Origin of the sequence: Bradyrhizobium centrosematis (assembly GCF_045571495.1) — a bacterium.
Lineage (GTDB): Bacteria > Pseudomonadota > Alphaproteobacteria > Rhizobiales > Xanthobacteraceae > Bradyrhizobium > Bradyrhizobium centrosematis.
On record NZ_CP120703.1, the window covers coordinates 2986023 to 3008244 of the forward strand.

Consider the following 22222-nt stretch of genomic DNA (forward strand, 5'->3'; position numbering starts at 1 on the left):
TCTCGCCGCATTTGACGGCCTGGATTGCCTCGCTTCGCTCGCAATGACGATTGTTGAGACAGCGTGTGGACTTAACTCGCGTCACCCCCGCAGCCGGGCAGCGGCAGGCGCGACTTGCCGCCTACTGTGCATGGGGTTGTTTTCGCGTTTTTTGTTCAGCCCCGCCCGACGAACGGCATCTTCGTCGCCATCACCGTCATGGTCAGCACGTTGGCGTCGAGCGGCAGGCCGGCCATGTAGGCCACGGCGTCGCCGACCGCCTTGGCGTCCATGCGCGGCTCGTGCTTGGTGGTGCCGTCGGGCTGCAGCACGCCGGGGCCGTTGACCATGCGATCGGTCATCGGGGTGGCGGCATTGCCGATATCGACCTGGCCGACCGCGATGTCATACATGCGGCCGTCGAGGTTACTCGCCTTGGTGAGGCCCGTAATGGCGTGCTTGGTCGAGGTATAGGCCGCCGAGAATGGCCGCGGCGCATGCGCCGAGATCGAGCCGTTGTTGATGATGCGGCCGCCGCGCGGGGTCTGGTCCTTCATGATGCGGAAGGCGTGCTGGGTGCACAGGAACGGGCCGGTGAGGTTGGTGTTCACCACGGCCTGCCACTGCTCGAGGCTGAGGTCCTCGAAGTTCACCGCGGGCGCGCCCATGCCGGCATTGTTGAAGAGCACGTCGAGCCGGCCATAGGTCGCCTTCACCTTGTCGAACAGCGCGGCGATCTGGTCCGGCTTGGTCATATCGGCGGTGACGCAGAGGCTCTTTCCCGCGGGGCCGAGCTTTGCGGTCTCCTCGAGCATGTCGAGGCGGCGCCCTGCGAGCACCACGGTGAAGCCGGTGTTCATCAGCGCCAGCGACGCCGCGCGCCCGACACCGGTGCCGGCGCCCGTCACCAGGGCGATCTTCTTTGCTTCACTCATTGTTTCCTGCCTTTTCTCTTGAGCTGTCAGGTTTTGGGTTCTTTTTCGTTCTTGTAGGGCGGCCGCGGAATGTTCTGATGCGCCGCGCGCAGCGCCGCCGACCAGCGCGAGCGCAGGTCGTGGAAATAGGGTTCGCCGGCCTCGATGCGGTGGTTGAGATCGGCCTCGCAGGCGTCGTTGCGCACCACCAGCACGTCGATCGGCAGGCCGACGCCGAGATTGGAGCGCATGGTCGAATCCATCGAGATCAGGCCGGTCTTCAGCGCCTCGTAGAGCTCGACGTCGTAATGCATGGCGCGGTCGAGCACCGGCTTGCCGTATTTGTGCTCGCCGATCTGCAGGTAGGGCGTGTCGGTCGTGCACTCGATGAAATTGCCGGCGGTGTAGACCATGAACAGGCGCATGCGCGCGCCCTTGATCTGACCGCCGAACAGGAAGGAGACGTCGAAGGACACGTCCTCGGACTTCAAGGCCGGCCCTTCGGTGGCATGCACGGCGCGGATGGCCCGGCCAATGCGCTGGGCAGCCTGGAACATGGTCGGCGCGTTCATCAGCGTCTCGATCTCGCCCGTGTTGGGGTCCTCCAGGCCTTCGGTCAGGGTAGAGAGCACCGACTGGCTGATGGCGAGGTTGCCCGCGCTGGCGATCGCCATGATGCGCTCGCCGGGCTTGGAGAAGATGTGCAGCTTGCGGAAGGTTGAGACATTGTCGAGCCCGGCATTGGTGCGGGTGTCGGCGATCATCACCAGACCGTCCCGAACCAGGATTCCGCAGCAATAGGTCATTTCCAGTCCCCGAACGCGTTTGCGCGGAATTACTAGCCAATTTCCGGGAGCCACGAAACCCCCGATTCCCGCGGGGAAGGGCGTCATTCCGGGGCGCGCGCCAGCGCGAGCCCGGAATCCATGAGGCTGCATAGTTGGTGGATGAATGGATTCCGGGTTCGCGACTTCGGCGCGCCCCGGAATGACGAGGGTATCGGCTTAGCGCTTCGCTCCGACCTCAATCCGCGGCATCGACGAGAAAGGCATCATCAACCGGCACGCCGAGCGCAGTGACCAGGCGGTTGGTCTCCGCGGCCATGCCGACGATGGCGAGCAGCTCGCCATATTCGGCCTCGGTCATGCCCTTGGCGCGTGCGGCGGCGGTGTGGGAGTGGATGCAGTAGCTGCAGCCATGCGCGATCGACACCGCGACATAGAGCATTTCCTTGACCTTGGGATCGAGCGCGCCCGGAGCCATCACCTCCTTGATGCTCTCCCAGGTCCGCCGCAGCGTCTTCGGATCATGCGCCAGCGCGCGCCAGAAATTGTTAACGAAGTCCGACTTCCGCACCTTGCGGATGTCATTGAAGACGGCGCGCGCTTCAGCAGAGAGTTCAGCGTCCGAAAGCAGCTTCACGGTTGCCATGGGGTACCTCGCGGGGGGCAGGTCTGATCTTCGCAAGTGTAGCACGACCCACGTGCCTGGACGCCGTGCCTAGCCCTGCCGCTGGGATTGCGATTGCGACGGTCCGCCGCGGCCGGCCTGCTCGACTTTCACCGTCACGTCCAGCGTCTCCGTGCCGCCGCCATAGCGGGTGCCGCGCACCGGGGCTGCACCGAGATAGTCGAGTCCGATCGCGACGCGGACATGCGCGTCGGTGGCGCAGATGCTGTTGGCGGGATCGAAGCCGACCCAGCCGAGATCGGGCACGAAGGCTTCCGCCCAGGCGTGCCCGGCCTCCTGATGCAGCAGGCCGTCCGAGCGGAGGAAATGGCCGGAGACGAACCGCGCCGGCACGCCGCCGGCCCGGGCGCAGGCGATGAAGATATGCGCGTAGTCCTGGCAGACGCCGCGCTTGAGCGTGAACGCCTCCGCCGCCGAGGTGCCGCTGGTGGTCGGGTCCTCGTCGAACGTCATGTGATCGGCAATCTCAGTCATCAACGTATGCAGGAAGCCGAGCGTGTCGCTCTCGGCCTCGCTGCGCAACTGGCGCGCAACCGCCAGCATCGCCGGATTGACCGAGGTGAGATCGGTCGAGCGCAGGAACATGCCCGGCGGAAAGCGTTCGTCGGTGCCGCGCAGCACGCCGCCGGTGTCGTGGGTCTCGATCAGCCCCTCTGCGGTGATCTGGATGTCGCCGACAGGCCCGCAGGACAGCACGTGAGTGACGTTGCCGAACGCGTCTTCATGGGTGTCGAGCTTGGTGTCGGTCGAGACGTCGATCTGCCACTCCGCCACATATTGCCCGTCATGGCTGCCGGGCGTCATGCGCAGGATCTGGATCACGCTGGTGGCCGGCGGCTCGTAGCGATAGGTCGTGATGTGGCGGATTCGCAGGCGCATGGTGGGTTGTTTGCTCCGTCATTCCGGGGCGATGCGCCAGCATCGAACCCGGAATCTCGAGATTCCGGGTTCGCCCTTCGGGCGCCCCGGAATGACTGAAGGTCAGATCAAATACTGCTTCGTGATGATTTCGCCCAGCCTGGAATTGTCCGCGATGAATTCCTGAATGAATTCATGCACGCCATGCTGGAAAATGTCGTTCATGTTGCTGTGTTCCAGCCGGTTGCGGATGCCGCGGGCGTGGCGCTGGGCCGGGCCCTGGCGGCCATAGGCGACGCCGATCTGGTCGAGGTTGCGCACGAGGTTGCCGTAGCAGCTCGCCAGCGAGCGCGGCAGCGTGTCGTTGAGAATGAGCAGGTCGGCGATCAGCCACGGCTTCAGCGTCTCGCGATAGACCCAGTGATAGGCCGTCAGCGCCGAAACCGAGCGCAGGATTGAGCTCCATTGGTAGAAGTCGAGCGGACCACCGACATGCTCCTCCTCGGGCAGCAGCACATGGTACTTCACATCGAGAATGCGCGCGGTGTTGTCGGCTCGCTCCAGATGCACGCCCATCCGCGAGAACCAATAGGCGTCATTGCGCAGCATGGTCCGATAGGCCGAGCCGTCGAAGCGCAGCGAGGTCTCCTGCACGAAGCGGAGGAACTTGGCGAGGTCCTCGCGCGTCGAGGTGCCTTTGCTCCACACCGCCTGAAGCTCGATCCAGGCCGAGTTGATGGTGTCCCACATCTCGCTGGTCAGCGCGGTGCGCACCGAGCGCGAGTTCAGCCGCGCCGCCTCGATGCAGTTCCTGATCGAGGAGGGATTGTTCACGGAGAAGGAGAGGTAATCGACGACGTTGTGCTCGTTGGCTTCCTCATAGGTCTGATAGAAGCTGGCGGCGACGCCGGCGGTGAGCAGCGCCGAGTCCCATTCATTGGTCTTGCCGACATAGGCGGCGGGGAGCGCGGTGACGCGCAGCGTCGCATCGATGGTGCGCGCGAGATATTCGGCCCGTTCGACGTAGCGGGCGAGCCAGTAGAGGTTTTCAGCGGTACGCGACAGCATTCTCTCTACTCGTCCAGAATCCAGGTGTCTTTGGTGCCGCCGCCCTGGCTCGAATTCACCACCAGGGAGCCTTCCTTCAGCGCCACGCGCGTCAGCCCGCCCGGCACGATGGTCGTGCTCTTGCGGCCGGTGAGCACGAAGGGCCGCAGGTCGACGTGGCGGGGCGCAAGGCCCGAGGCGGTGCAGGTCGGGCAGGTCGAGAGCGCCAGCGTCGGCTGGGCGATGAAACCTTCCGGCTCGCGCTTGAGCTTCTCGCGGAAGGCTTCGATCGTGGCTTTCGTCGCGGCGGGGCCGATCAGCATGCCGTAGCCGCCGGAGCCATGGACTTCCTTGACGACGAGCTCGCTTAAGTTGTCCAGCACGTAGGCGAGATCCTTCGGCTCGCGGCAGCGCCAGGTCGGCACGTTCTTCAGGATCGGCTCCTCGCCGAGATAGAATTTCACGATGTCGGGCATGTAGGAGTAGATCGCCTTGTCGTCGGCGATGCCGGTGCCGACCGCGTTGGCAAGCGTGATGTTGCCGGCCGCATAGGCCGACATCAGCCCGGGCACGCCGAGCACGGAATCGGGACGGAAGGTGAGGGGATCGAGGAAGTCGTCGTCGACGCGGCGATAGATCACGTCGACCCGCTTCAGCCCTTCCGTCGTCCGCATGAACACTTCGTTGTTCTTGACGATGAGGTCGCGGCCCTCGACCAGCTCGATGCCGAGCTTGTCGGCGAGGAACGAGTGTTCGTAATAGGCGGAGTTGTAGACGCCGGGGGTGAGCAGGGCAACCGTCGGCTCGCTGGATGCGCTGAGCGGCGCGACCGAGCGGAGCGCTGCGAGCAGCTCGTCCGGATAGCGCTCGACCGGCGCCACCTTGTGGCGGGCGAACAAATCCGGAAACAGCCGCATCATGATCTCGCGGTTTTCCAGCATGTAGGACACACCGGAAGGCGTGCGCGCGTTGTCCTCCAGCACAATGAAGTCCTCGGCGTCGACCCGGACGATGTCGATGCCGGCGATGTGCACGTAGACGTCGTGCGGCACCTGCTGTCCGTTCATCTCCGGCCGGAATACCGGATTCTGGAAGATCAAATCGTCGGGCACGATTTCGGCGCGGAGGATGTCGCGGCCGTGATAGATGTCGCGCAGGAACATGTTGAGCGCGCGCACGCGCTGCTTCAGGCCCTTTTCCAGCAGCGCCCATTCCTTGCCGGACATGATCCGGGGGATGACGTCGAAGGGGATCAGGCGCTCGGTGGACTCCGAATCGCCGTAGACTGCGAAGGTGATGCCGATCCGGCGGAACAGGAGCTCGGCCTCCTGGCGGCGATATTCGAGCGCCTCGGGAGGCGTCTCCTTGAGCCAGCGCGCCAGCTCCTGGTAGGCGGGGCGAAGGTCCCCGCCGGGAATGTTCATTTCGTCAAACGCGACTGCCATAGATCCCGACTTGTCTCCGCAAGGCGTTGCGCCGTTGGACAGGTCGCCAAGCCCTCATGAAGACCGCAACGTCCTGGCCATGCGGCAAGAGTGCATGACTCTGAGGTGGTAGCAAGGGCCGGGCCAGCGCGATAAGCATGGACTGGCAGCATTTGCCGGGCATGGCCGGCGGCTTGCCTGAAAAAATGGCTGAGGACTGCTTATTTCGGCAGCAAAACCGCGTGACTTCAACGCGTTGCCCCGGCAAAGTTGGCGCCACAGGTGAGGGACTTAAGGTATGAGCGAGATCGTCACGGCAGGCATTCTGGTCATTGGGGACGAAATCCTGTCAGGCCGGACCAAGGACAAGAATATCGGCTTCATCGCCGAATACCTGACCAATATCGGCATCGACTTGAAGGAAGTCCGGGTCGTCTCTGACGACGAGGCCGACATCATCGCTGCCTTGAATGCACTGCGGCATCGCTACACCTACGTCTTCACCACCGGCGGGATTGGGCCGACCCATGACGACATCACCGCCGACAGCGTCGCCAAGGCGTTTGGCGTCGGCATCGACCACCATCCGGAGGTGGTTGCGCGTTTCCGCGAGCGCTGGAGCGAGCAGGACCTCAACGAAGCCCGCTTGCGCATGGCGCGGATTCCCGACGGGGCCGAGCTGATCCAGAGCGCGACCATCCTCGCGCCCGGCTTCAAGATCGGCAATGTCATCGTCATGGCCGGCGTGCCCTCGATCATGCAGGCGATGATGGACATCGTCGCGCCCAAGCTGAAGTCGGGCGTGCGCATGCTGTCCGAATCGGTTCGCGCCAACGCGCGCGAGGGCGATATCGGCGGCCCGCTGCGGGCGATCGCCGCCGCCCATCCCGACACCATCATCGGCAGCTATCCCTTCATGGACGAGGAGCAGAAGCCGAACACCAATCTGGTGGTGCGCTCGCGCGATCCGGAGAAGCTGGCGGCCGCGATGGCTGCAGTGAAGGACATGCTCGCAGGATTGAACATCACGCGCTAGCGACGGCGGCTGCCGACAGACGAAGCAGGAGATAACGATGGCTGGTGAAGCACCGGAACTGAGTGCGCAGGAGCGGGCGGGCAGGGCTTTCCCGGTTTCATGGGACCAGTTCCATCGGGACTGCCGGGCGCTGACCTGGCGACTCAACGAGGTCGGTCCGTTCCAGGCGGTGATCGCGATCACCCGCGGCGGCCTGGTGCCCGCCGCGATCGTGGCGCGCGAGTTAGGGGTGCGCGTGATCGATACGGTCTGTATCGCGAGCTACGATCACGACAAGCAGGGCGAGCTCCAGGTCCTCAAGGGCATCTCGGACGCGACCATGAAGCTCGGCAGCGGCACCGGCAAGGGGTTGTTGATCGTCGACGACCTCGTCGACACCGGCAAGACCGGCAGGATGGTGCGCAAGATGTTGCCCGATGCGCATTTCGCCACCGTCTATGCCAAGCCCATGGGACGACCGCTGGTCGACACTTTCATTACCGAGGTGTCGCAGGACACCTGGATCTTCTTCCCCTGGGACACCGCGCTGTCCTATCACCCGCCGCTGCGCGACGGCGCGGCGTGAGGCATGAAGTCATTCCGGGGCGGTCCGCAGGACCGAACCCGGAATCTCGAGATTCCGGGTCTGGTCCTTGCGGACCATCCCGGAATGACGACAGTTGACCGCCATGCCCCTGCAAAACCGCGTCACCCCCACCGGCGAGATCATCGCGACTCCGCACCGCGGCATGTTCACGGGCAATCGCGGCATCATCCACGATCCCGCGACCAGGACGCTCTTGAAGAAGCGCTGGTCGTCGCCGGCCTGGATTACGTGCCTGTGCGAATTCCGCGGCTGGCGGCGGCCGGTGATGGCGCGGCGGAGCTGGACCGAGCTGTTCTTCCTCGACGAGGCCACCGCGTTCGCCGCCGGACACCGGCCCTGCTTCTTTTGCCGGCGCGACGATGCCAACCGCTTCCGCGCCGCATGGGAGAAGGGCAATGGTGCAAGCAAGATGAGCGCAAAGGCGATGGACGCCCAGTTGCACCTGGAGCGTCTGGATCACGGCCGCAAGCGCCTGCACGCGGTGCGAAGGCCGCTGGAAGATTTGCCCGATGGCGCGATGGTGCAGCAGGGCGAGGAGAGCTTTCTGGTGCTGCAGGGCAGGGCGCTGCTGTGGTCGCCGGCCGGCTATGCCCGCACCGGGCATACGTTGGCAAGCGCAATGCTGCTGACGCCGCCGTCCACCTTGCGTGCGCTCGGCGCCGGCTATCAGCCGGCGCTGCATCCGACCGCCCTGGACTAGCGGAGCGGCCCGAAGATCACCCCAGCTTCTCGCGCGCCAGAGCGGCACCCGCGCCGAGCGCCGTCAGCTTGGCTTCGGCGATCTCGCGCCGCATCGGCGCCATGCCGCAATTGGTGGTGGCGATGATGTTGCTCTTGGGCACGAATTCCGACACCGCCTCGATCACCTTCACGACGTCCTCGGCGGTCTCCACGGTGTCGCTGGCGACGTCGATCACGCCGGCCTGCACGATCTTGTTCTTCAGGAGCGCGAGCAGGTCGAGCGGCACTTTCGAATTGCGGCATTCGATCGCGACCTGCTGGATCGGGCTGGCGTCGATCGCCGGGAAGATCTGCTCGTACTGCCGCCATTGGCTGCCGAGCGTTTCCTTCCAGTCGGTGTTGGCCTTGATGCCATAGCCGTAGCAGATGTGCACGGCAGTGGTGCAGGTCAGCCCCTGCGCGGCGCGCTCGAGCGCCTTGATGCCCCAATCGTTGACCTCGTCCATGTAGACGTTGAAGGCTGGCTCGTCGAACTGCACGAGATCGACGCCGTCGGCCTGCAATGCCCTGGCTTCCTCATTGAGCAGCTCGGCAAACGCAAACGCCATCTTCACGCGATCGCCATAGTAGCGATCGGCGATGGTGTCGATGATGGTCATCGGACCGGGCAGGGTGAACTTCAGCTGCTTCTTGGTGTGCGTGCGCGCCACGCGCGCCTCGAAGGCATGCACCCGATCCTTCAGCCGGAGCGGTGCGACCACTTGCGGCACCATCGCCTTGTAGCGATCCTTCCGGATGCCCATCTCGACCTTGTGGGCGAAGTCGATGCCATCGATCTTCTCCAGGAAACCGTGGACGAAATGCTGCCGGGCCTGCTCGCCCTCGGTGACGATGTCGACGCCGGCGTCCTCCTGGATCTTCAGCCAGATCAGCGTCGCGTCGCGCTTGGCACGAAGAAGCTCGTCGCCTTGTGACTTCCAGGGCGCCCAGAGCATGTTGGGCTCGGCGAGCCATTCCGGCTTCGGCAAGGAGCCGGCGATCGTGGTTGGAAACAGCATGGCGGCCCTCCCGGCAGGTTGTGTTGCGCCCCTTCCTGCCATGTCCTAACGTCGAGGTACAGAACAACAAAAGTCGCCATTGGCTGGCGGCAGCGACGGGGACGGCGCAAGGGAAAGGCCATGATCGACCTCTATTGCGCGCCGACGCCGAACGGCTGGAAAATCTCGATCATGCTGGAGGAGCTCGGGCTTCCCTATAAGGTGATCCCTGTCAACATCCGCGCCGGCGAGCAGTTCGCGCCTGAGTTTCTGGCGATCTCCCCGAACAACCGCATTCCCGCGATCGTCGATCACGCTCCCGCCGACGGGGGCGAGCCGTTCTCGGCCTTCGAGACCGGCGCGATCCTGATCTATCTCGCCGAAAAGACCGGCCGTTTTCTGCCGCCCGATCTGCGCGGCCGCTCCACCACCATCCAGTGGGTGATGTGGCAGATGGCCGGCCTCGGGCCGATGCTCGGCCAGCACGGTCATTTCGCACTCTATGCGGCGGAGAAGATCCCGTACGCGATCGAGCGCTATCGCGACGAGGCGGCACGGCTCTATGGTGTGCTCGACCGGCAGTTGGAGAAGACCGGTTCCTATGTCGCGGGCGACTATTCCATCGCCGACATCGCCTGTTTTCCCTGGACCATGACCCACAAGGCACAGGGCTTTACGCTGGACGACTATCCGAACGTCAAGCGCTGGTATGCCGAGGTCCGCGCCAGGCCGCAGGTGCAGGCGGGGCTTGCCATCGGCAAATTCGTGAAAGAGCCGTTCGACGAGGAATCACGCAAGATCATGTTCGGGCAAAGGGCTAAGGAAGTGTTGGGAAAGAGGTAAGCACCGCTCTCTCCCCGTCATTGCGAGGAGCCCTTGCGACGAAGCAATCCAGGCTGTCGCCGCGGAAAGATTCTGGATTGCTTCGCTGCGCTCGCAATGACGGAAGATTGAGCGTGTCGAATACAAGAAAAGGAAGCGCCATGATCGAATTCTTCTTCGACTGCTCCAGTCCCTGGACCTATCTCGCCTTCCACAACATCCAGCCGCTTGCCAAGGAGCTGGGCGCTGAAATCGTCTGGCGGCCGATCCTGGTCGGCGGCATTTTCAATACGGTCAATCCGAGCGTCTATGCGCAGCGGGAAAAGCCGGTGCCGCTGAAGGCGCGCTACATGAAGAAGGATCTTCAGGACTGGGCGCGCTCGGCAGGCCTTGCGATCAAGATGCCGCCGACCGTGTTCCCGGTGAACAGCGTGAAAGCGATGCGCGGCTGCATCTGGCTGGGCAAGGACATGGTGCCGTTCGCGACCGCCGTGTTCGAGGCCTATTGGGGCGACGACAAGGACATTTCGCAGGACACGGTGCTTGCGGGTATCTGCAAGCAAGTCGGCATCGACGCGCCAAAATTCTTCGCCGGCATCTCGGAGCAGGAGATCAAGGATCAGCTCAAGGCGAATACGGAAGAGGTCGTCGCACGCGGCGGCTTCGGCTCGCCCACGATCTTCGTCAACAAGACCGACATGTATTTCGGCAATGACCGCCTGCCATTGATCCGCGAAGCGCTGATGCGCAGCAAGGCGAGCGCGGCCTGATGGTGCGCGCCGTCGTCTGCCGCGCGCTCGGCGCGCCCGAAGCGTTGCGGCTGGAGCAGCTTCCGTCGCGCGCCCTGAACCCGGGCGAGGTGCGCGTCGCGATCCGCGCAGCCGGGCTGAATTTTCCGGATGTGCTGATGGCCGCCGGCCAGTATCAGCTCAAGCCGGAGTTGCCGTTTACACCGGGCATGGAGGCGGCGGGCGACGTGACCGAGGTGGGCGCGGAGGCGAGAGGTGTTGCCGTCGGCGACAAGGTCATCGTCAAGATGCGCCACGGCGCCTTCGCCGACGAAGCCGTCGTCACACCGTCACAGCTCACCCCCAAGCCATCCACATTCGACTACGCGGAGGCCGCGACCTATCTCGCCGGCCACGGCACCGCCTATCATGCGCTGATCGATCGCGGCCGGGTCGAGCCGGGTGAGGTGCTGCTGGTGCACGGCGCCGGCGGCGGCGTCGGCCTTGCCGCCGTCGAGATCGGCAAGATGCTGGGCGCCACCGTGATCGCAACCGCGTCCAGCGACGAGAAGCTCGCGATTGCCAAGGCGCGCGGCGCCGATCATCTCGTCCGCTACGACCGCGAGCCGTTTCGCGATGCCGTCAAGCGCATCACCGACGGCCGCGGCGCGGACGTCGTGTTCGATCCCGTCGGCGGCCAGGTCTTCGAAGACTCCATGCGCTGCATCGCCTGGGGCGCGCGGCTCCTGGTGATCGGCTTCACCAGCGGGATCGGTTCGGCCAAGACCAACCTCCTGCTGATCAAGGGTGCCAGCGTGCTCGGCGTGCGTGCGGGTGAGGCGGTGCGGAGGAATCCGGCGCTCGGCCAGGTGCGCCTGAAGGCGCTGCTGCAATGGGCCGAGGAGGGCAAGCTGCGCCCCAACGTCTCTCATCGCCTGCCGTTGGAAGACTATGCGAGCGCGATGCGGCTTTTGATCGACCGCAAGGCGATCGGGCGCGTGGCACTGATGATGGAGTGACCTCTAAAGTCGTCATTCCGGGGCGCCCGAAGGGCGAACCCGGAATCTCGAGATTCTCAGGTGCGCAAGCGCGCACCATAGTTCTCGCTTCGCGAGCCCCGGAATGACCGTGAACTATTTGTACTCCCGCTCGGTCCACCACGGAAAATAGTCCGGCATGTCGGTGGACACCTTGTTCTTGAACTGCGCAGGGCGCTTCTCCAGGAACGACACCACGCCTTCCCTCACGTCGTCGGAGCGGCCGCGAGCATAGATGCCGCGGCTGTCGACCTTGTGCGCTTCCATGGGATCGTCTGCGCCCATCATGCGCCACATCATCTGGCGGATCAGCGCGACCGAGACCGGTGCGGTCTTGGCCGCAAACTCCTTGGCGAGCGCGCGGGCGGTCGGCAGGAGGTCATCGGGGGCCACGACCTTGCTGACGAGCCGTCCGGCAAGCGCCTCCTGCGCCGGGAAGACGCGGCCGGAATAGCACCATTCCAGCGCCTGAGAGATGCCGACGATGCGCGGCAGGAACCAGCTCGAGGCGGCCTCCGGCACGATGCCGCGCTGGGAGAACACGAAACCGAAGCGTGCAGCCTCCGAGGCGATGCGGATGTCCATCGCGAGCTGCATGGTGACGCCGATGCCGACGGCCGGGCCGTTCACCGCGGCGATGACAGGCTTCAGGCACTTGAAGATGCGCAAGGTCACCTGGCCGCCGCCGTCGCGCACCTGGGGATCGCTGTAGTCGACCTTCCCGTCGGCAAGACGCTTGACCGGCCCGCGCCGTGCGTCGCGATCGAACGTGTCGGCACCGGAGGAGAGATCGGCTCCCGCGCAAAAGCCGCGGCCCGCACCGGTGACGATGATGGCGCGGACGTTGTCGTCCTTGTCGGCCGCGTCGAATGCGTCGATCAGCTCTCCTTGCATCTGCGCATTGAAGGCGTTGAGCTTGTCGGGCCGGTTCAGCGTGATGGTGAGAATCTGCTCGGCGACCTCGTATTTGATCGTCTCATACGCCATGGCTGGTTTCCTTCCCGGGTTCTTTGCCGATTTCTCTAGCACGTCATTCCGGGGCGCGCGAAGCGCGAACCCGGAATCCATCTCTCCGCACGGATTGTGCCGAGGAATGGATTCCGGGCTTGCGCCAAGTGGGCGCAACCCGGAATGACAGAGAGTGCGGCTACTTCGCCGGCGGCTTCGGCCAGGGCCGCTGCGCACCCCGCAGGCCCTCGAACGCCTTGGCCATGCCGAGGACGCCGATGTCGTCGAAGCGGCGGCCGACGATCTGCACGCCGATCGGAAAGCCCTTGGCATCGAAGCCGCCATTGACGGAAATCGCGGGGTTCTCCGACATATTCCATGGCACGGTATAGGCGATGTGCTCGAACGGCTTCATCGGATCATTGGTCGGCGACGCCCATTCCGCCGGAAAGTTCACGTTCGGCGCCATCGGCGAGATCACATAGTCGAGCTCGCAGAACAGCTTTGAGGCCGCGGCCCGGATCGCCATGGTCTGGTTGAAGCCGCGGATGACGTCGACGCCCGAGAGCCTGGCGCCGGACTCGCCCCACTTGAAGATATAGGGCAGCACCCTGGCCTGCTCGGCAGGCGTCAGCCTGGACAGATCGTCCCACATCCGCGCGCGCCAGAAATTGTCGAGACCGTCGAGCATCTCGCGCGTCAGGATGCCGTCGACCTCGGTGACGACACTGCCAGCGGACTCGAACGCTTTCGCGGCCTTCACCGCGACCTCGCGCACCGGTTTTTCCAGCGGCAGGCCGCAGCCGGGATCGAGCATCAACCCGATGCGCAGCTTGCGCGGAGATTTCTCGAGTCCCTTCCAGTTGAGCGGCTCGGCCGGCAGGCTCATGCCGTCGCGCCGGTCGGGCTTTGCGATCGCGCTCATCATCAGCGCGCAGTCATCGACCGTGCGGGTCATGGGACCGGCGACGCGGCCGACATAGGGCGGATCGATCGGCACGCGGCCGAAGCTCGGCTTCAGGCCGACGAGGCCGCACCAGCCGGCGGGCAGGCGCACCGAGCCGCCGATATCGGTGCCGAGATGCAGCGGGCCATAGCCGGCCGCGGCCGCGGCGCCGGCGCCCGCGCTGGAGCCGCCGGGATTCTTGCTGAGGTCCCAGGGGTTGCGCGCCAGCGCATGGAAGCTGGAGAGCCCGGAGGACAGCATGCCGTAATCGGGCATGGTGGTCTTGGCGAAGATGATCGCGCCGGCTTCGCGCAGGCGCGCCGCGGGCGGCGCGTCCTTCTCGGCCGGGACGAGCTTGACGCTGGCGGCGCCCAGCGGCACCGGCACGCCCTTGGTCGCGATATTGTCCTTCACCGTCACCGGCACGCCGTCGAGCGCGCCCGACGGCTCGCCGCCGGTCCAGCGCGCGGTCGACGCCTTGGCGGCCTCGCGCGCGCCATCGGGGTCGAATGCATAGAGTGCCTTCAGATGCGGTTCCCACGCAGCGACGTGCGCGAGCACGTCCTCCAGCACCTCGCTCGGCGAGAACTGCTTGGCGCGATAGCCCGCGATCAGATCGACCGCGGACAGATCGTGCAGCGAGGCAACCGTCTCCTCGACGCTCTTTTTATGCATTGCCACCCACCGGCATGCGCGTCTCGATGATGCGGGCGAACATGCTGGCGCCGATCGGCAGGATCTTGTCGTCGAGCACGAAGCCGGGATTGTGCACCGGCACCGAGCCGTCATGGCCGACCCAGAAATAGGCGCCGGGAATGGTCTCCAGCATGTCGGCGAAATCCTCGCTGCCCATCTTGGGCTGGGCGCGGGTGATCACCTTGGCGGGATCGACGATTGTGCGCGCGACCTCCTCGACCACCTTGGACTGCTCGACCTGGTTGACCAGAACACCGAACGTGTCGCGGATGTCGGCTTCGATCGTGCACTGATACGCCGCCGCGATGCCGGCACAGATCGTGCGGATGCGCTCGGCGATCAGGGCGCGGACTTCGTTCGAGAAGGTGCGGATGGTGCCGCACAGATGCGCATCGCCCGGAATGACGTTGTAGGCCGAACCTGCATGGATCTGGGTGATCGAGATGACGGCGGCCTGCAGCGGCTCGACGTTGCGGCTGACGATGGTCTGGATCGCCTGCGCCAGCGTGGTCGCAATGACCACTGCGTCCTTGGAGCGTTCGGGCATCGCGCCATGCGCGCCGTAGCCGGTGATGCGCAGGTCGAAGAAGTCGGCGCTGGCCATTGCCGGTCCTGGCAGGATCGCGATCTCGCCATGGTTGAGGTCGGGCGCGTTGTGCAGGCCGTAGAGCTCGTCGCAGGGGAACTTATCGAACAAGCCGTCCTTGATCATCGCACGGGCGCCGCCGAGGCCTTCCTCGGCCGGCTGGAAGATCAGATGCACAGTGCCGTCGAAATTCCGGGTCTCGGCGAGGTAGCGCGCGGTGCCGAGCAGCATGGTGGTGTGGCCGTCATGGCCGCAGCCGTGGAAGCGGCCGGGGATCTTCGAGCTCCATTTCAGGTTGGTGTTCTCCTCCATCGGCAGCGCGTCCATGTCGGCGCGAAGTCCGATGCGCTTGCTGCCCGAGCCCTTGCCCTTGATGACGCCGATCACGCCGGTGCCGCCGAGGCCGCGATGCACCTCGATGCCCCAGCTCTTCAGCTTGTCGGCGACGATGCCGGAGGTGCGCACTTCCTCGAAGCCGATCTCGGGATGGGCGTGGAGGTCGCGGCGGATGGCGGTGAGCTCGTCGGCGTAGCCGTCGATGCGATCGATCGTGGGCATATGTTCTGTCCAGTTAGCGTGAGGGAGGCGTGAAAACGGGACCGTTCGGCTTGATGCGGATGCCCGGGCGCAGCCGCGTCCAGGGCAGCGAAGCGGTATCGGCCGGCATCGCGCCCGGCGCGGCGCAGATCATCAGCTTTTCCGCGATTGGCTCGAAATCGGCACGGAAATGCACCGAGCTCTTGTTGACCAGGATCTTCTCCTTGGTCGGCTCGATGCCGACATAGCGGTACATCGCCTGGTCGGCGAGCTGCGCCTTGTGCGAGGCGACGACGACACGCACGTCGCCGATGCGCAAGGCTGCCGAGGGGCCCATCTCCATCTCGCGGCCGCCGTAATAGGGGCCCGGCGCAATGAAGCGGCCGTCGGAGAGCTGTTCGACCACGAAGGTCTCGCGATACGGCTCGTCGCCGGGAATGCCGGACTTGCCGCCGAGCGACAGCGTCACGGTGGCGCCGACGCCCGCCGCGTGCGCGGCCTTCGCCGATTCCGGATCGTAGATCGCGCCGGTCGCGGCGCTCGCTCTGTTGCGCACCAGGGCGCGCAGCATGCCCGTCGTGTCGGAATCGCCGCCGGCGCCGGGATTGTCCTGGGTGTCGGCGATGATGATCGGCTTGCTCGCAGTCTTCGCGAGCTCCATGGCGTGGCGCACGCCGTCGTCGGGCGTCCAGATCTTGCCGTCGAAATCGTCCTCATGGCTTTCGACCAGCTTGACGATGGCGTCGGCCGCGCGGTCGGCGTCTTCTTGCGTCCTGCCATAGGCGAACACGCTTGGGCCGCAGTGGCGGAAATCGGCGGCGGGAAAGCCCGGCGCGAACGAGAGCGTCGGAACCGCATCGCTCTCCAGCGCGGCGAGCTTTTCGTAGATGCCCTTGGTGGGGAAGTCATTGGTGCATTGCCAGCTGATCGCGATCAGGAACGGCAATTGCCGGAACGCCTTTGCAAGACGCTGCTTCGAATTCAGCAGCAAAGCGAGATGTCGCGCGGAGGCGCGGCCGGTGTCGTCCATGTCGACATGCGGATAGGTGCGGTAGGCGATCAGCGCATCCGCATGTTCGATCATCTCGGGGGTGACGTTGGCGTGGAGGTCGAGGCTCGCGACCAGCGGAACATCCTTGCTGATGACGCGGCGGACGCGGGCCAGGATTTCGCCTTCGCCGTCGTCGAGATGCTCGGTCACCATCGCGCCGTGCAGATCGAGATAGACCGCATCGAGCGGGCCCGCGGCGGCGATGCCATCGACCATCTCCTTCACGATGCGTTCGAAGGCGTCCTTGGTGACATGCGCAGACGGGCTCGCGGCGCAGGCGATGGTCGGAACGAGTTCCCAGCCGTTGGCCTCCGCGCTGTCGACGAAGCCGGCAAGGCCTACATTGATGCGCCGCATCACCTTCAGCACGTCGGCGCCTCTGGTCATCGCCGGCCAGCCGCCGCCATGCTCGAAATCGGCGAACGTCGCCTTGGTCGGAGCGAAAGTGTTGGTCTCGTGCAGGAAGCCGCCGACGGCGATACGTGTCATCAATTCAAGTCCAGTCTTTGAAAGTGCGCGAAATTAGCCTTGGCTCTGAGGAGAGAGCAAGGTGAGAGGCCATCGCGCCATGCATGGCCTCAAGCTGTTTTGGGAATGTGTGCCGCGCACATCGTCATTGCGAACAGCAGCGAAGCAATCCAGACTTTCTCCGCGGAAGGATTCTGGATTGCTTCGCTGCGCTCGCAATGACGAGCGAATGGCCTACGCGCTCGCCCCCACGCCCTCCGCCACTGGCCGGAAGTTCGCAAAGTCCCAGTTGCGCCCCGGCGCGGCGTCCAGCAGCGCCTTGGTGTAGGCTTCCTTCGGATGCGTCAGCACTTCGGCGGCGGGGCCCTGTTCGACGACGCGGCCGTGCTGCATCACCACGACCTCGTCGCAGATCTGCGCTGCGACGCGCAAGTCGTGAGTGATGAACAGGATGGCGATGCCGAGGCGTTTCTGGATCTCGTCCAGGAGCTCCAGCACCTGCGCCTGCACCGAGACGTCGAGCGCGGAGACCGCTTCGTCCGCGACCAGAACGTCGGGATCGAGCGCGAGCGCGCGGGCGATGGCGATGCGCTGACGCTGGCCGCCGGAGAACTGGTGTGGATAGCGCGACACCGCATCGGCGGGCAGGCCGACCAGCTCGAGCAGCTCGCGCGCGCGTTTCATCGCATCCGCATGCGCGATGCCGTAATTGATCGGGCCTTCGGCGATGCTCTCGCCGACGGTGACGCGCGGATTGAGCGAGCGGTAGGGATCCTGGAACACGATCTGGATCTTCTGGCGGTGCGGCTGCAGCAGGCGGCGCGAGATGTCGGCAATCTCGCGGCCGGCGAGGCGCACCCCGCCGGAGGTCGGGTCGATCAGGCGGACGATGCAGCGTGCGACCGTCGACTTGCCCGACCCGCTTTCGCCGACGATGCCGAGCGTGCGGCCCTTGCGCAGGGTCAGCGTGACCTTGTCGGCGGCGACGACCTCGCGGCCTTTGCCGAAGAAGGCACGCTCCTTGTAGACTTTGCTGAGCTCGTTGGCCTCGAGCACGATCGGCTCGCGGCTTTCCTCCCGCGCCGCCCGCGGCACCAGGCTCGGCACCGAAGCCAGCAGGTTCCGGGTGTATTCCATGGTCGGATTGCGCAGCACGGTCTCGAGCGGGCCGGTCTCGACCAGGCGGCCCTGCCGCATCACCGCCACGCGGTCGGCGATCTCGGCGACCACGCCCATGTCATGGGTGATGAACAGCACGGCGGTGCCGTGATCGCGCTGCAGCTCGCGGATCAGCGACAGGATCTGCTTCTGCGTGGTGACGTCGAGCGCGGTGGTCGGCTCGTCCGCGATCAAGAGCTTCGGCTCCAGCACCAGCGCCATCGCGATCATGATGCGCTGGCGCTGGCCGCCGGAGAGGCGATGCGGATAGGAGGCGAAGATGCGCTCGACCTGGGGCAGGTGAACCTGCTCCATCATGTCGAGGATGCGCTTCTTTCGCGCCCTGGCGTCGAGATTGGTATGCGCGCGCAGCACCTCGTCGATCTGGCGGCCGACCGGCACCACCGGATTGAGCGCGGTCATCGGCTCCTGGAAGATCATCGCCATCTGCGTGGCGCGGAGCTGGCGCAGGCGGCGGTCGGTCGCGGTGAGCAGCTCCTCGCCGACCAGCTTGACGCTGCCGGCCGTGGGAACCAGCGTTCCCTTCGGCAACAGGCCCATCGTGGTGAGCGAGGTCACCGACTTGCCCGAGCCGCTTTCGCCGACGAGGCACAGCGTCTCGCGCTCGCGCACCTGGATCGAGATGCCGTCGATGATCTTCGGCCCGCCGGGCTTCTTGCCGACGGAGACGACGAGGTTGTTGATGTCGAGGATGGTGTTGGTCATGAGGTCACTCCGTCGTCATTGCGAGGAGCCCGCGACAAGATTGCAAAGCAATCTTGCACTGGCGACGAAGCAATCCAGAATGTTTCCGCGGAGGCAGACTGGATTGCTTCGCTTCGCTCGCAATGACGGAACAAGGGGATAAGCCGGCGAAACAAATCACTTCCCCTCCCGCTGCTTCATGCGGGGGTCGAGCGCGTCGCGGGCGGCGTCACCGATCAGGTTGATGCTGAGGATGGCGATCGACAGCAAGAGGCCCGGCCAGAAGATCAGCGACGGCTTGATCTGGAAGTACTGGCGGCCCTCGGCCATGATGTTGCCCCAGGTCGGCGTCTCCGGCGAGATGCCGGCGCCGAGGAAGGAGAGGATGGCCTCGGTGAGGATGGCGCTCGCGCAAATGTAGGTGCCCTGGACGATCAGCGGCGCGACCGTGTTCGGCATCAGGTGCCGCCACATGATCTTCGGCAAGGATGAGCCGACCGAGATCGCCGCCTCGACATAAGGCTCCTCACGCGCCGACAGCACGACCGAGCGCACCAGGCGCGCCACGCGCGGGATCTCGGGGATGGTGATCGCGATCAGCACGGTCCAGAGGCTAGCGCCGGACAGCGACACCACGGCGATCGCAAGCAGGATACTCGGCATCGCCATCAGGCCGTCCATGATGCGCATCATCACGGCATCGACCAGCTTGAAGAAGCCGGAAACGAGGCCGATCGCGAGCCCGATGACGATCGACAGGATCGCCGAGCCGATGCCGATCAGCAGCGAGATGCGGCCGCCATAGACGACGCGCGACAACAGGTCACGACCATAGGCGTCGGTGCCGAGCAGGAATTGCGTGGACGACGGCTTGAGCCGCTGCGACGGTGCGAGCTGGATCGGATCATGCGGCGCGATCAAGGGCGCGAGGATCGAGACCAGGATGACCAATGCGAGCAGGACCGTTGCCGTCGCGATGATCGGCGTCGAGGTGAGGAACCCGAAACGCGGCCGCAGCGGCGACGTGATCGGAATGGACGACTGGGGAAGGGTATCGACCGACATGTTTGTCCTTAATCCTTGCCTCAGTACCGGATCCGGGGATCGAGCAGGGTGTAGGCGACGTCGATGAGGAGATTGACGACGACATAGATCAGCGACGTCAGCAGGATCATCGCCTGGATCACCGGATAGTCGCGCGCCAGCACCGCATCCACGGTGAGACGGCCGATGCCGGGGATGTTGAACACGCTCTCGGTGACGACGACGCCCGAAATCAACAGCGCAAAGCCGGTGCCGATCACGGTGATCACGGGCACGGCGGCGTTGCGCAGCGCGTGGCGCATCATCACGGCGACCTCGTTGATGCCCTTTGCGCGCGCGGTGCGCACATAGTCCTCACCGAGCACGTCGAGCATCGCTGCGCGCGTCATGCGAGCGATCAGCGCGATGTAGATGAAGGAGAGGGCGCAGGTCGGCAGGATCATGCGCTCGAAGAACGGACCAAAGCCGTTGAAGATGCTGCGGAAGCCCTGCACCGGCACCCACCGCAGCTCGATCGCGAAGAGCTGGATCAGAATGTAGCCGACCACGAACACCGGCACCGAGAAGCCGAGCACCGACAGCCCCATCACGAAGCGGTCGATCCAGGTGCCGTGCTTCCACGCCGCGATCACCCCCAAGGGAACTGCGACGATGACGGCGAGGATGATGGTGCACAGCGCGATGGAAATCGACGGCTCGACGCGCTGGCCGATCATCTTCATGACAGGCAGGTTCGAGATCAGCGAGGTGCCGAGATCGCCGTGCAGCAGCTTGTTCACCCAGGTGATGAACTGCACGATCAGGGGCTCGTTGAGACCGAGCGAGGTGCGGATGCGCTCCAGCCGCTCGGGCGTCGCATTGTCGCCGGCGAGGATCGCGGCGGGATCACCGGGGGTGAGGCGGAGCAGGAGGAACACGAACAGCGCGACGACGCCCATCACGGGCACGGCGGCGAGAATTCGGCGAAGGAGATATCCGAGCAAGTTGGATCCGTCTGATTAGAGTCAAATCGGTGGTAGCGGTTTATCGCTGTTCTGCCACCAGCCTAACATTTCAGCAATTCCCGTGCCATCAGGGCCACAGATTTTGCAGTGCGGTCAGCCGTTTTCTGCGCCCTTGCGTTTCGGCGTCATTCCGGGGCGACGCGCAGCATCGAAACCGGGAATCTCGAGATTCCGGGTCTGGTCCTTCCGACCATCCCGGAATGACGGCTGCGCCGTCACTCCAGCGTCGCCAGCAGCCCCGCCATCAACCGACCGCGCTCGGCGAGACTCTCCACCTCGATATACTCTTCCAGCGTGTGGCCGTTGCCGCCGCGCACGCCTAGGCCGTCGAGTGTCGGGATGCCCATCGCGCCGGTGAAGTTGCCGTCGGAGCCGCCGCCGGAGCTTGCATGCGGCAGTTCGGCGCCGAGGGATTTGGCGATGCCGCGCGCCTTTTCATACAGCGCCATGGTGCCGGCATCCGGCTCCCAGACCGGCCGCGTCACGCCGCGCGTCACCTTGAAGGTGACATCGTTGTTGGTGCCTGAGAGCGCCAGCATTCGCTCGACGCCGCGGTCGAGATCGGCCTGCCGCTTGGCCATGGAGAGCGCTTCGCCGGTGGCGGTCGTGGCGACGCAATTGACCCATTGCCCGCCATGCACGACGCCGACCGAGAAGGTGCAATCGTCCGACGTCATGGCATCGATCGCGAGGATCTGCCGTGCCATCTCGCGGATTGCAGAGCGTCCCGCCGACAGCGTCGCCCCGGCGTGGCTGGGCCGCCCCGTCGCCTCGAGATTGAAGCGCGCGATGGCGTAACGTCCGGTGGTGACGCCGTTGTCGGCGCGGCCGGGCTCGGGCACCAGCACGTATTTGTTGCGCGCCGCTTCCGCCTCGATGATGTCGCGCGTCGAGGGCGTGCCCACTTCCTCGTCCGGCGTGAACAGCACGGTGATCGGCAGCGGCGTGGTGAAGGATGCGCGCGCCAGCTGCCGGATCGCTTCCAGCGAGAGGTAGTTGCCGCCTTTCATGTCATAGATGCCGGGCCCGTAGCACTTGTCGCCCTCACGGCGCCATTTCAGCTTCTCGATGGTGCCGACCGGGTGGACGGTATCCATGTGTCCGGCGATCAGGATGCCGGGCTCGCCCTGCTTCGGATGGGGAAAGCGCGCGCGGATCACGCCGCCGAAGCCCTGCCGGCCGGCAATGCGCTCGATCGTCGCACCCATGATGGCCATATCCCGCGCTGCGATATCGAGCATGCGGTCGACGGCACCAGCGTCCCAGGTCGGGCTTTCGCATTCCACCCAGGTGCGCAGGCCTTCAAGCATGGCCTCGGAATCGAAGGGAAGATTGGCTGGATTCATCTCAATGTCTCTCAAGCTTCGAAGGTGGAACGCACATTGCATTGCGCGGGGCAGGACGAGTGGAGGGTGTTGTAGAGCCAAACCGATCTTTGTGGAGCCCGTGCGCGCGCCGCC

General features: G+C 65.1%; 21 protein-coding genes. 6 read left to right on the plus strand and 15 right to left on the minus strand.

Annotation, left to right across the window (positions count from 1 at the left end; genetic code table 11):
* Positions 1 to 155: 155 nt before the first annotated feature.
* The 6 genes from P6U31_RS14300 to P6U31_RS14325 all read right to left on the minus strand — a co-directional run bounded on the left by P6U31_RS14300 (position 156) and on the right by P6U31_RS14325 (position 5713).
* Positions 156 to 914 carry an SDR family oxidoreductase gene (locus P6U31_RS14300; RefSeq protein WP_407189071.1) on the minus strand — a complete coding sequence of 253 codons (759 nt, stop codon included), beginning with the start codon at positions 912 to 914 and terminating at the stop codon, positions 156 to 158.
* Positions 915 to 940: 26 nt separating this feature from the next.
* Positions 941 to 1699 carry a peptidase gene (locus P6U31_RS14305; protein WP_407189072.1) on the minus strand — a complete coding sequence of 253 codons (759 nt, stop codon included), beginning with the start codon at positions 1697 to 1699 and terminating at the stop codon, positions 941 to 943.
* 217 nt (positions 1700 to 1916) lie between these two features.
* A complete protein-coding gene (locus P6U31_RS14310) occupies positions 1917 to 2324 on the minus strand; it encodes a carboxymuconolactone decarboxylase family protein (RefSeq protein ID WP_407189073.1) in 408 nt (135 codons plus the stop codon).
* Positions 2325 to 2393: 69 nt separating this feature from the next.
* The gene (locus P6U31_RS14315; protein ID WP_407189074.1) at positions 2394 to 3242 is read right to left on the minus strand and encodes a transglutaminase domain-containing protein; all 849 of its coding nucleotides are present in this window, start codon (positions 3240 to 3242) and stop codon (positions 2394 to 2396) included.
* A gap of 102 nt (positions 3243 to 3344) precedes the next feature.
* Complete coding sequence (locus P6U31_RS14320) at positions 3345 to 4289, minus strand: alpha-E domain-containing protein (RefSeq protein WP_407189075.1); 945 nt, start codon at positions 4287 to 4289, stop codon at positions 3345 to 3347.
* Between the two features lie 5 nt (positions 4290 to 4294).
* Positions 4295 to 5713 carry a circularly permuted type 2 ATP-grasp protein gene (locus P6U31_RS14325; protein WP_407189076.1) on the minus strand — a complete coding sequence of 473 codons (1419 nt, stop codon included), beginning with the start codon at positions 5711 to 5713 and terminating at the stop codon, positions 4295 to 4297.
* Between the two features lie 277 nt (positions 5714 to 5990).
* Here P6U31_RS14325 and P6U31_RS14330 point away from each other — a divergent pair, with 277 nt between their 5' ends.
* From P6U31_RS14330 to P6U31_RS14340, 3 genes are all read left to right on the plus strand, one after another.
* On the plus strand, positions 5991 to 6728 hold the full coding sequence (locus P6U31_RS14330; RefSeq protein WP_407189077.1) for a competence/damage-inducible protein A: 738 nt from the start codon (positions 5991 to 5993) through the stop codon (positions 6726 to 6728).
* 37 nt (positions 6729 to 6765) lie between these two features.
* On the plus strand, positions 6766 to 7293 hold the full coding sequence (gpt, locus tag P6U31_RS14335) for a xanthine phosphoribosyltransferase (protein WP_407189078.1): 528 nt from the start codon (positions 6766 to 6768) through the stop codon (positions 7291 to 7293).
* Positions 7294 to 7396: 103 nt separating this feature from the next.
* Positions 7397 to 8014, plus strand: a complete 618-nt coding sequence (locus P6U31_RS14340; protein WP_407189848.1) for a hypothetical protein — start codon at positions 7397 to 7399, stop codon at positions 8012 to 8014.
* 16 nt (positions 8015 to 8030) lie between these two features.
* On the opposite strand, the gene P6U31_RS14345 is transcribed toward P6U31_RS14340, so the two are convergent.
* Entirely contained in the window at positions 8031 to 9053 is a 1023-nt protein-coding gene (locus P6U31_RS14345) for a methionine synthase (protein ID WP_407189079.1), read from the minus strand.
* A gap of 120 nt (positions 9054 to 9173) precedes the next feature.
* Here P6U31_RS14345 and P6U31_RS14350 point away from each other — a divergent pair, with 120 nt between their 5' ends.
* The 3 genes from P6U31_RS14350 (at position 9174) to P6U31_RS14360 (ending at position 11601) form a co-directional block, all read left to right on the plus strand.
* Positions 9174 to 9875: a glutathione S-transferase N-terminal domain-containing protein gene (locus P6U31_RS14350; protein ID WP_407189080.1), complete on the plus strand. Its 702-nt coding sequence runs from the start codon at positions 9174 to 9176 to the stop codon at positions 9873 to 9875.
* A 140-nt stretch (positions 9876 to 10015) separates the two neighbouring features.
* Positions 10016 to 10624, plus strand: a complete 609-nt coding sequence (locus tag P6U31_RS14355; RefSeq protein ID WP_407189081.1) for a 2-hydroxychromene-2-carboxylate isomerase — start codon at positions 10016 to 10018, stop codon at positions 10622 to 10624.
* Positions 10624 to 11601, plus strand: coding sequence for an NADPH:quinone oxidoreductase family protein (locus P6U31_RS14360; protein WP_407189082.1), 978 nt, complete (start codon positions 10624 to 10626; stop codon positions 11599 to 11601). The genes P6U31_RS14355 and P6U31_RS14360 overlap by 1 nt, the downstream gene beginning before the upstream one ends.
* A gap of 114 nt (positions 11602 to 11715) precedes the next feature.
* Here P6U31_RS14360 and P6U31_RS14365 read toward each other — a convergent pair whose 3' ends face one another.
* The 8 genes from P6U31_RS14365 to P6U31_RS14400 all read right to left on the minus strand — a co-directional run bounded on the left by P6U31_RS14365 (position 11716) and on the right by P6U31_RS14400 (position 22108).
* Entirely contained in the window at positions 11716 to 12606 is an 891-nt protein-coding gene (locus tag P6U31_RS14365) for a crotonase/enoyl-CoA hydratase family protein (RefSeq protein WP_407189083.1), read from the minus strand.
* A gap of 160 nt (positions 12607 to 12766) precedes the next feature.
* Positions 12767 to 14188: an amidase gene (locus P6U31_RS14370; RefSeq protein WP_407189084.1), complete on the minus strand. Its 1422-nt coding sequence runs from the start codon at positions 14186 to 14188 to the stop codon at positions 12767 to 12769.
* Positions 14181 to 15353 (minus strand): M20 aminoacylase family protein, encoded by a 1173-nt coding sequence (locus P6U31_RS14375; RefSeq protein WP_407189085.1) that lies wholly within the window; start codon positions 15351 to 15353, stop codon positions 14181 to 14183. Before P6U31_RS14375 ends, P6U31_RS14370 begins: the two co-directional genes overlap by 8 nt.
* A gap of 13 nt (positions 15354 to 15366) precedes the next feature.
* Positions 15367 to 16872, minus strand: coding sequence for a M81 family metallopeptidase (locus P6U31_RS14380; RefSeq protein WP_407189086.1), 1506 nt, complete (start codon positions 16870 to 16872; stop codon positions 15367 to 15369).
* 213 nt (positions 16873 to 17085) lie between these two features.
* On the minus strand, positions 17086 to 18735 hold the full coding sequence (locus P6U31_RS14385) for an ABC transporter ATP-binding protein (RefSeq protein ID WP_407189087.1): 1650 nt from the start codon (positions 18733 to 18735) through the stop codon (positions 17086 to 17088).
* A gap of 156 nt (positions 18736 to 18891) precedes the next feature.
* Complete coding sequence (locus P6U31_RS14390) at positions 18892 to 19779, minus strand: ABC transporter permease (protein WP_407189088.1); 888 nt, start codon at positions 19777 to 19779, stop codon at positions 18892 to 18894.
* 20 nt (positions 19780 to 19799) lie between these two features.
* Complete coding sequence (locus P6U31_RS14395) at positions 19800 to 20741, minus strand: ABC transporter permease (RefSeq protein WP_407189089.1); 942 nt, start codon at positions 20739 to 20741, stop codon at positions 19800 to 19802.
* A 236-nt stretch (positions 20742 to 20977) separates the two neighbouring features.
* Positions 20978 to 22108, minus strand: coding sequence for a M20/M25/M40 family metallo-hydrolase (locus P6U31_RS14400; protein WP_407189090.1), 1131 nt, complete (start codon positions 22106 to 22108; stop codon positions 20978 to 20980).
* Positions 22109 to 22222 lie beyond the last annotated feature (114 nt).

Coding starts and splice junctions, on each gene's coding strand:
- P6U31_RS14300 (WP_407189071.1), bottom strand. CDS start 914: ATGAGTGAAGCAAAGAAGATCGCCCTGGTGACGGGCGCCGGCACCGGT.
- P6U31_RS14305 (WP_407189072.1), bottom strand. CDS start 1,699: ATGACCTATTGCTGCGGAATCCTGGTTCGGGACGGTCTGGTGATGATC.
- P6U31_RS14310 (WP_407189073.1), bottom strand. CDS start 2,324: ATGGCAACCGTGAAGCTGCTTTCGGACGCTGAACTCTCTGCTGAAGCG.
- P6U31_RS14315 (WP_407189074.1), bottom strand. CDS start 3,242: ATGCGCCTGCGAATCCGCCACATCACGACCTATCGCTACGAGCCGCCG.
- P6U31_RS14320 (WP_407189075.1), bottom strand. CDS start 4,289: ATGCTGTCGCGTACCGCTGAAAACCTCTACTGGCTCGCCCGCTACGTC.
- P6U31_RS14325 (WP_407189076.1), bottom strand. CDS start 5,713: ATGGCAGTCGCGTTTGACGAAATGAACATTCCCGGCGGGGACCTTCGC.
- P6U31_RS14330 (WP_407189077.1), top strand. CDS start 5,991: ATGAGCGAGATCGTCACGGCAGGCATTCTGGTCATTGGGGACGAAATC.
- gpt (WP_407189078.1), top strand. CDS start 6,766: ATGGCTGGTGAAGCACCGGAACTGAGTGCGCAGGAGCGGGCGGGCAGG.
- P6U31_RS14340 (WP_407189848.1), top strand. CDS start 7,397: ATGCCCCTGCAAAACCGCGTCACCCCCACCGGCGAGATCATCGCGACT.
- P6U31_RS14345 (WP_407189079.1), bottom strand. CDS start 9,053: ATGCTGTTTCCAACCACGATCGCCGGCTCCTTGCCGAAGCCGGAATGG.
- P6U31_RS14350 (WP_407189080.1), top strand. CDS start 9,174: ATGATCGACCTCTATTGCGCGCCGACGCCGAACGGCTGGAAAATCTCG.
- P6U31_RS14355 (WP_407189081.1), top strand. CDS start 10,016: ATGATCGAATTCTTCTTCGACTGCTCCAGTCCCTGGACCTATCTCGCC.
- P6U31_RS14360 (WP_407189082.1), top strand. CDS start 10,624: ATGGTGCGCGCCGTCGTCTGCCGCGCGCTCGGCGCGCCCGAAGCGTTG.
- P6U31_RS14365 (WP_407189083.1), bottom strand. CDS start 12,606: ATGGCGTATGAGACGATCAAATACGAGGTCGCCGAGCAGATTCTCACC.
- P6U31_RS14370 (WP_407189084.1), bottom strand. CDS start 14,188: ATGCATAAAAAGAGCGTCGAGGAGACGGTTGCCTCGCTGCACGATCTG.
- P6U31_RS14375 (WP_407189085.1), bottom strand. CDS start 15,353: ATGCCCACGATCGATCGCATCGACGGCTACGCCGACGAGCTCACCGCC.
- P6U31_RS14380 (WP_407189086.1), bottom strand. CDS start 16,872: ATGACACGTATCGCCGTCGGCGGCTTCCTGCACGAGACCAACACTTTC.
- P6U31_RS14385 (WP_407189087.1), bottom strand. CDS start 18,735: ATGACCAACACCATCCTCGACATCAACAACCTCGTCGTCTCCGTCGGC.
- P6U31_RS14390 (WP_407189088.1), bottom strand. CDS start 19,779: ATGTCGGTCGATACCCTTCCCCAGTCGTCCATTCCGATCACGTCGCCG.
- P6U31_RS14400 (WP_407189090.1), bottom strand. CDS start 22,108: ATGAATCCAGCCAATCTTCCCTTCGATTCCGAGGCCATGCTTGAAGGC.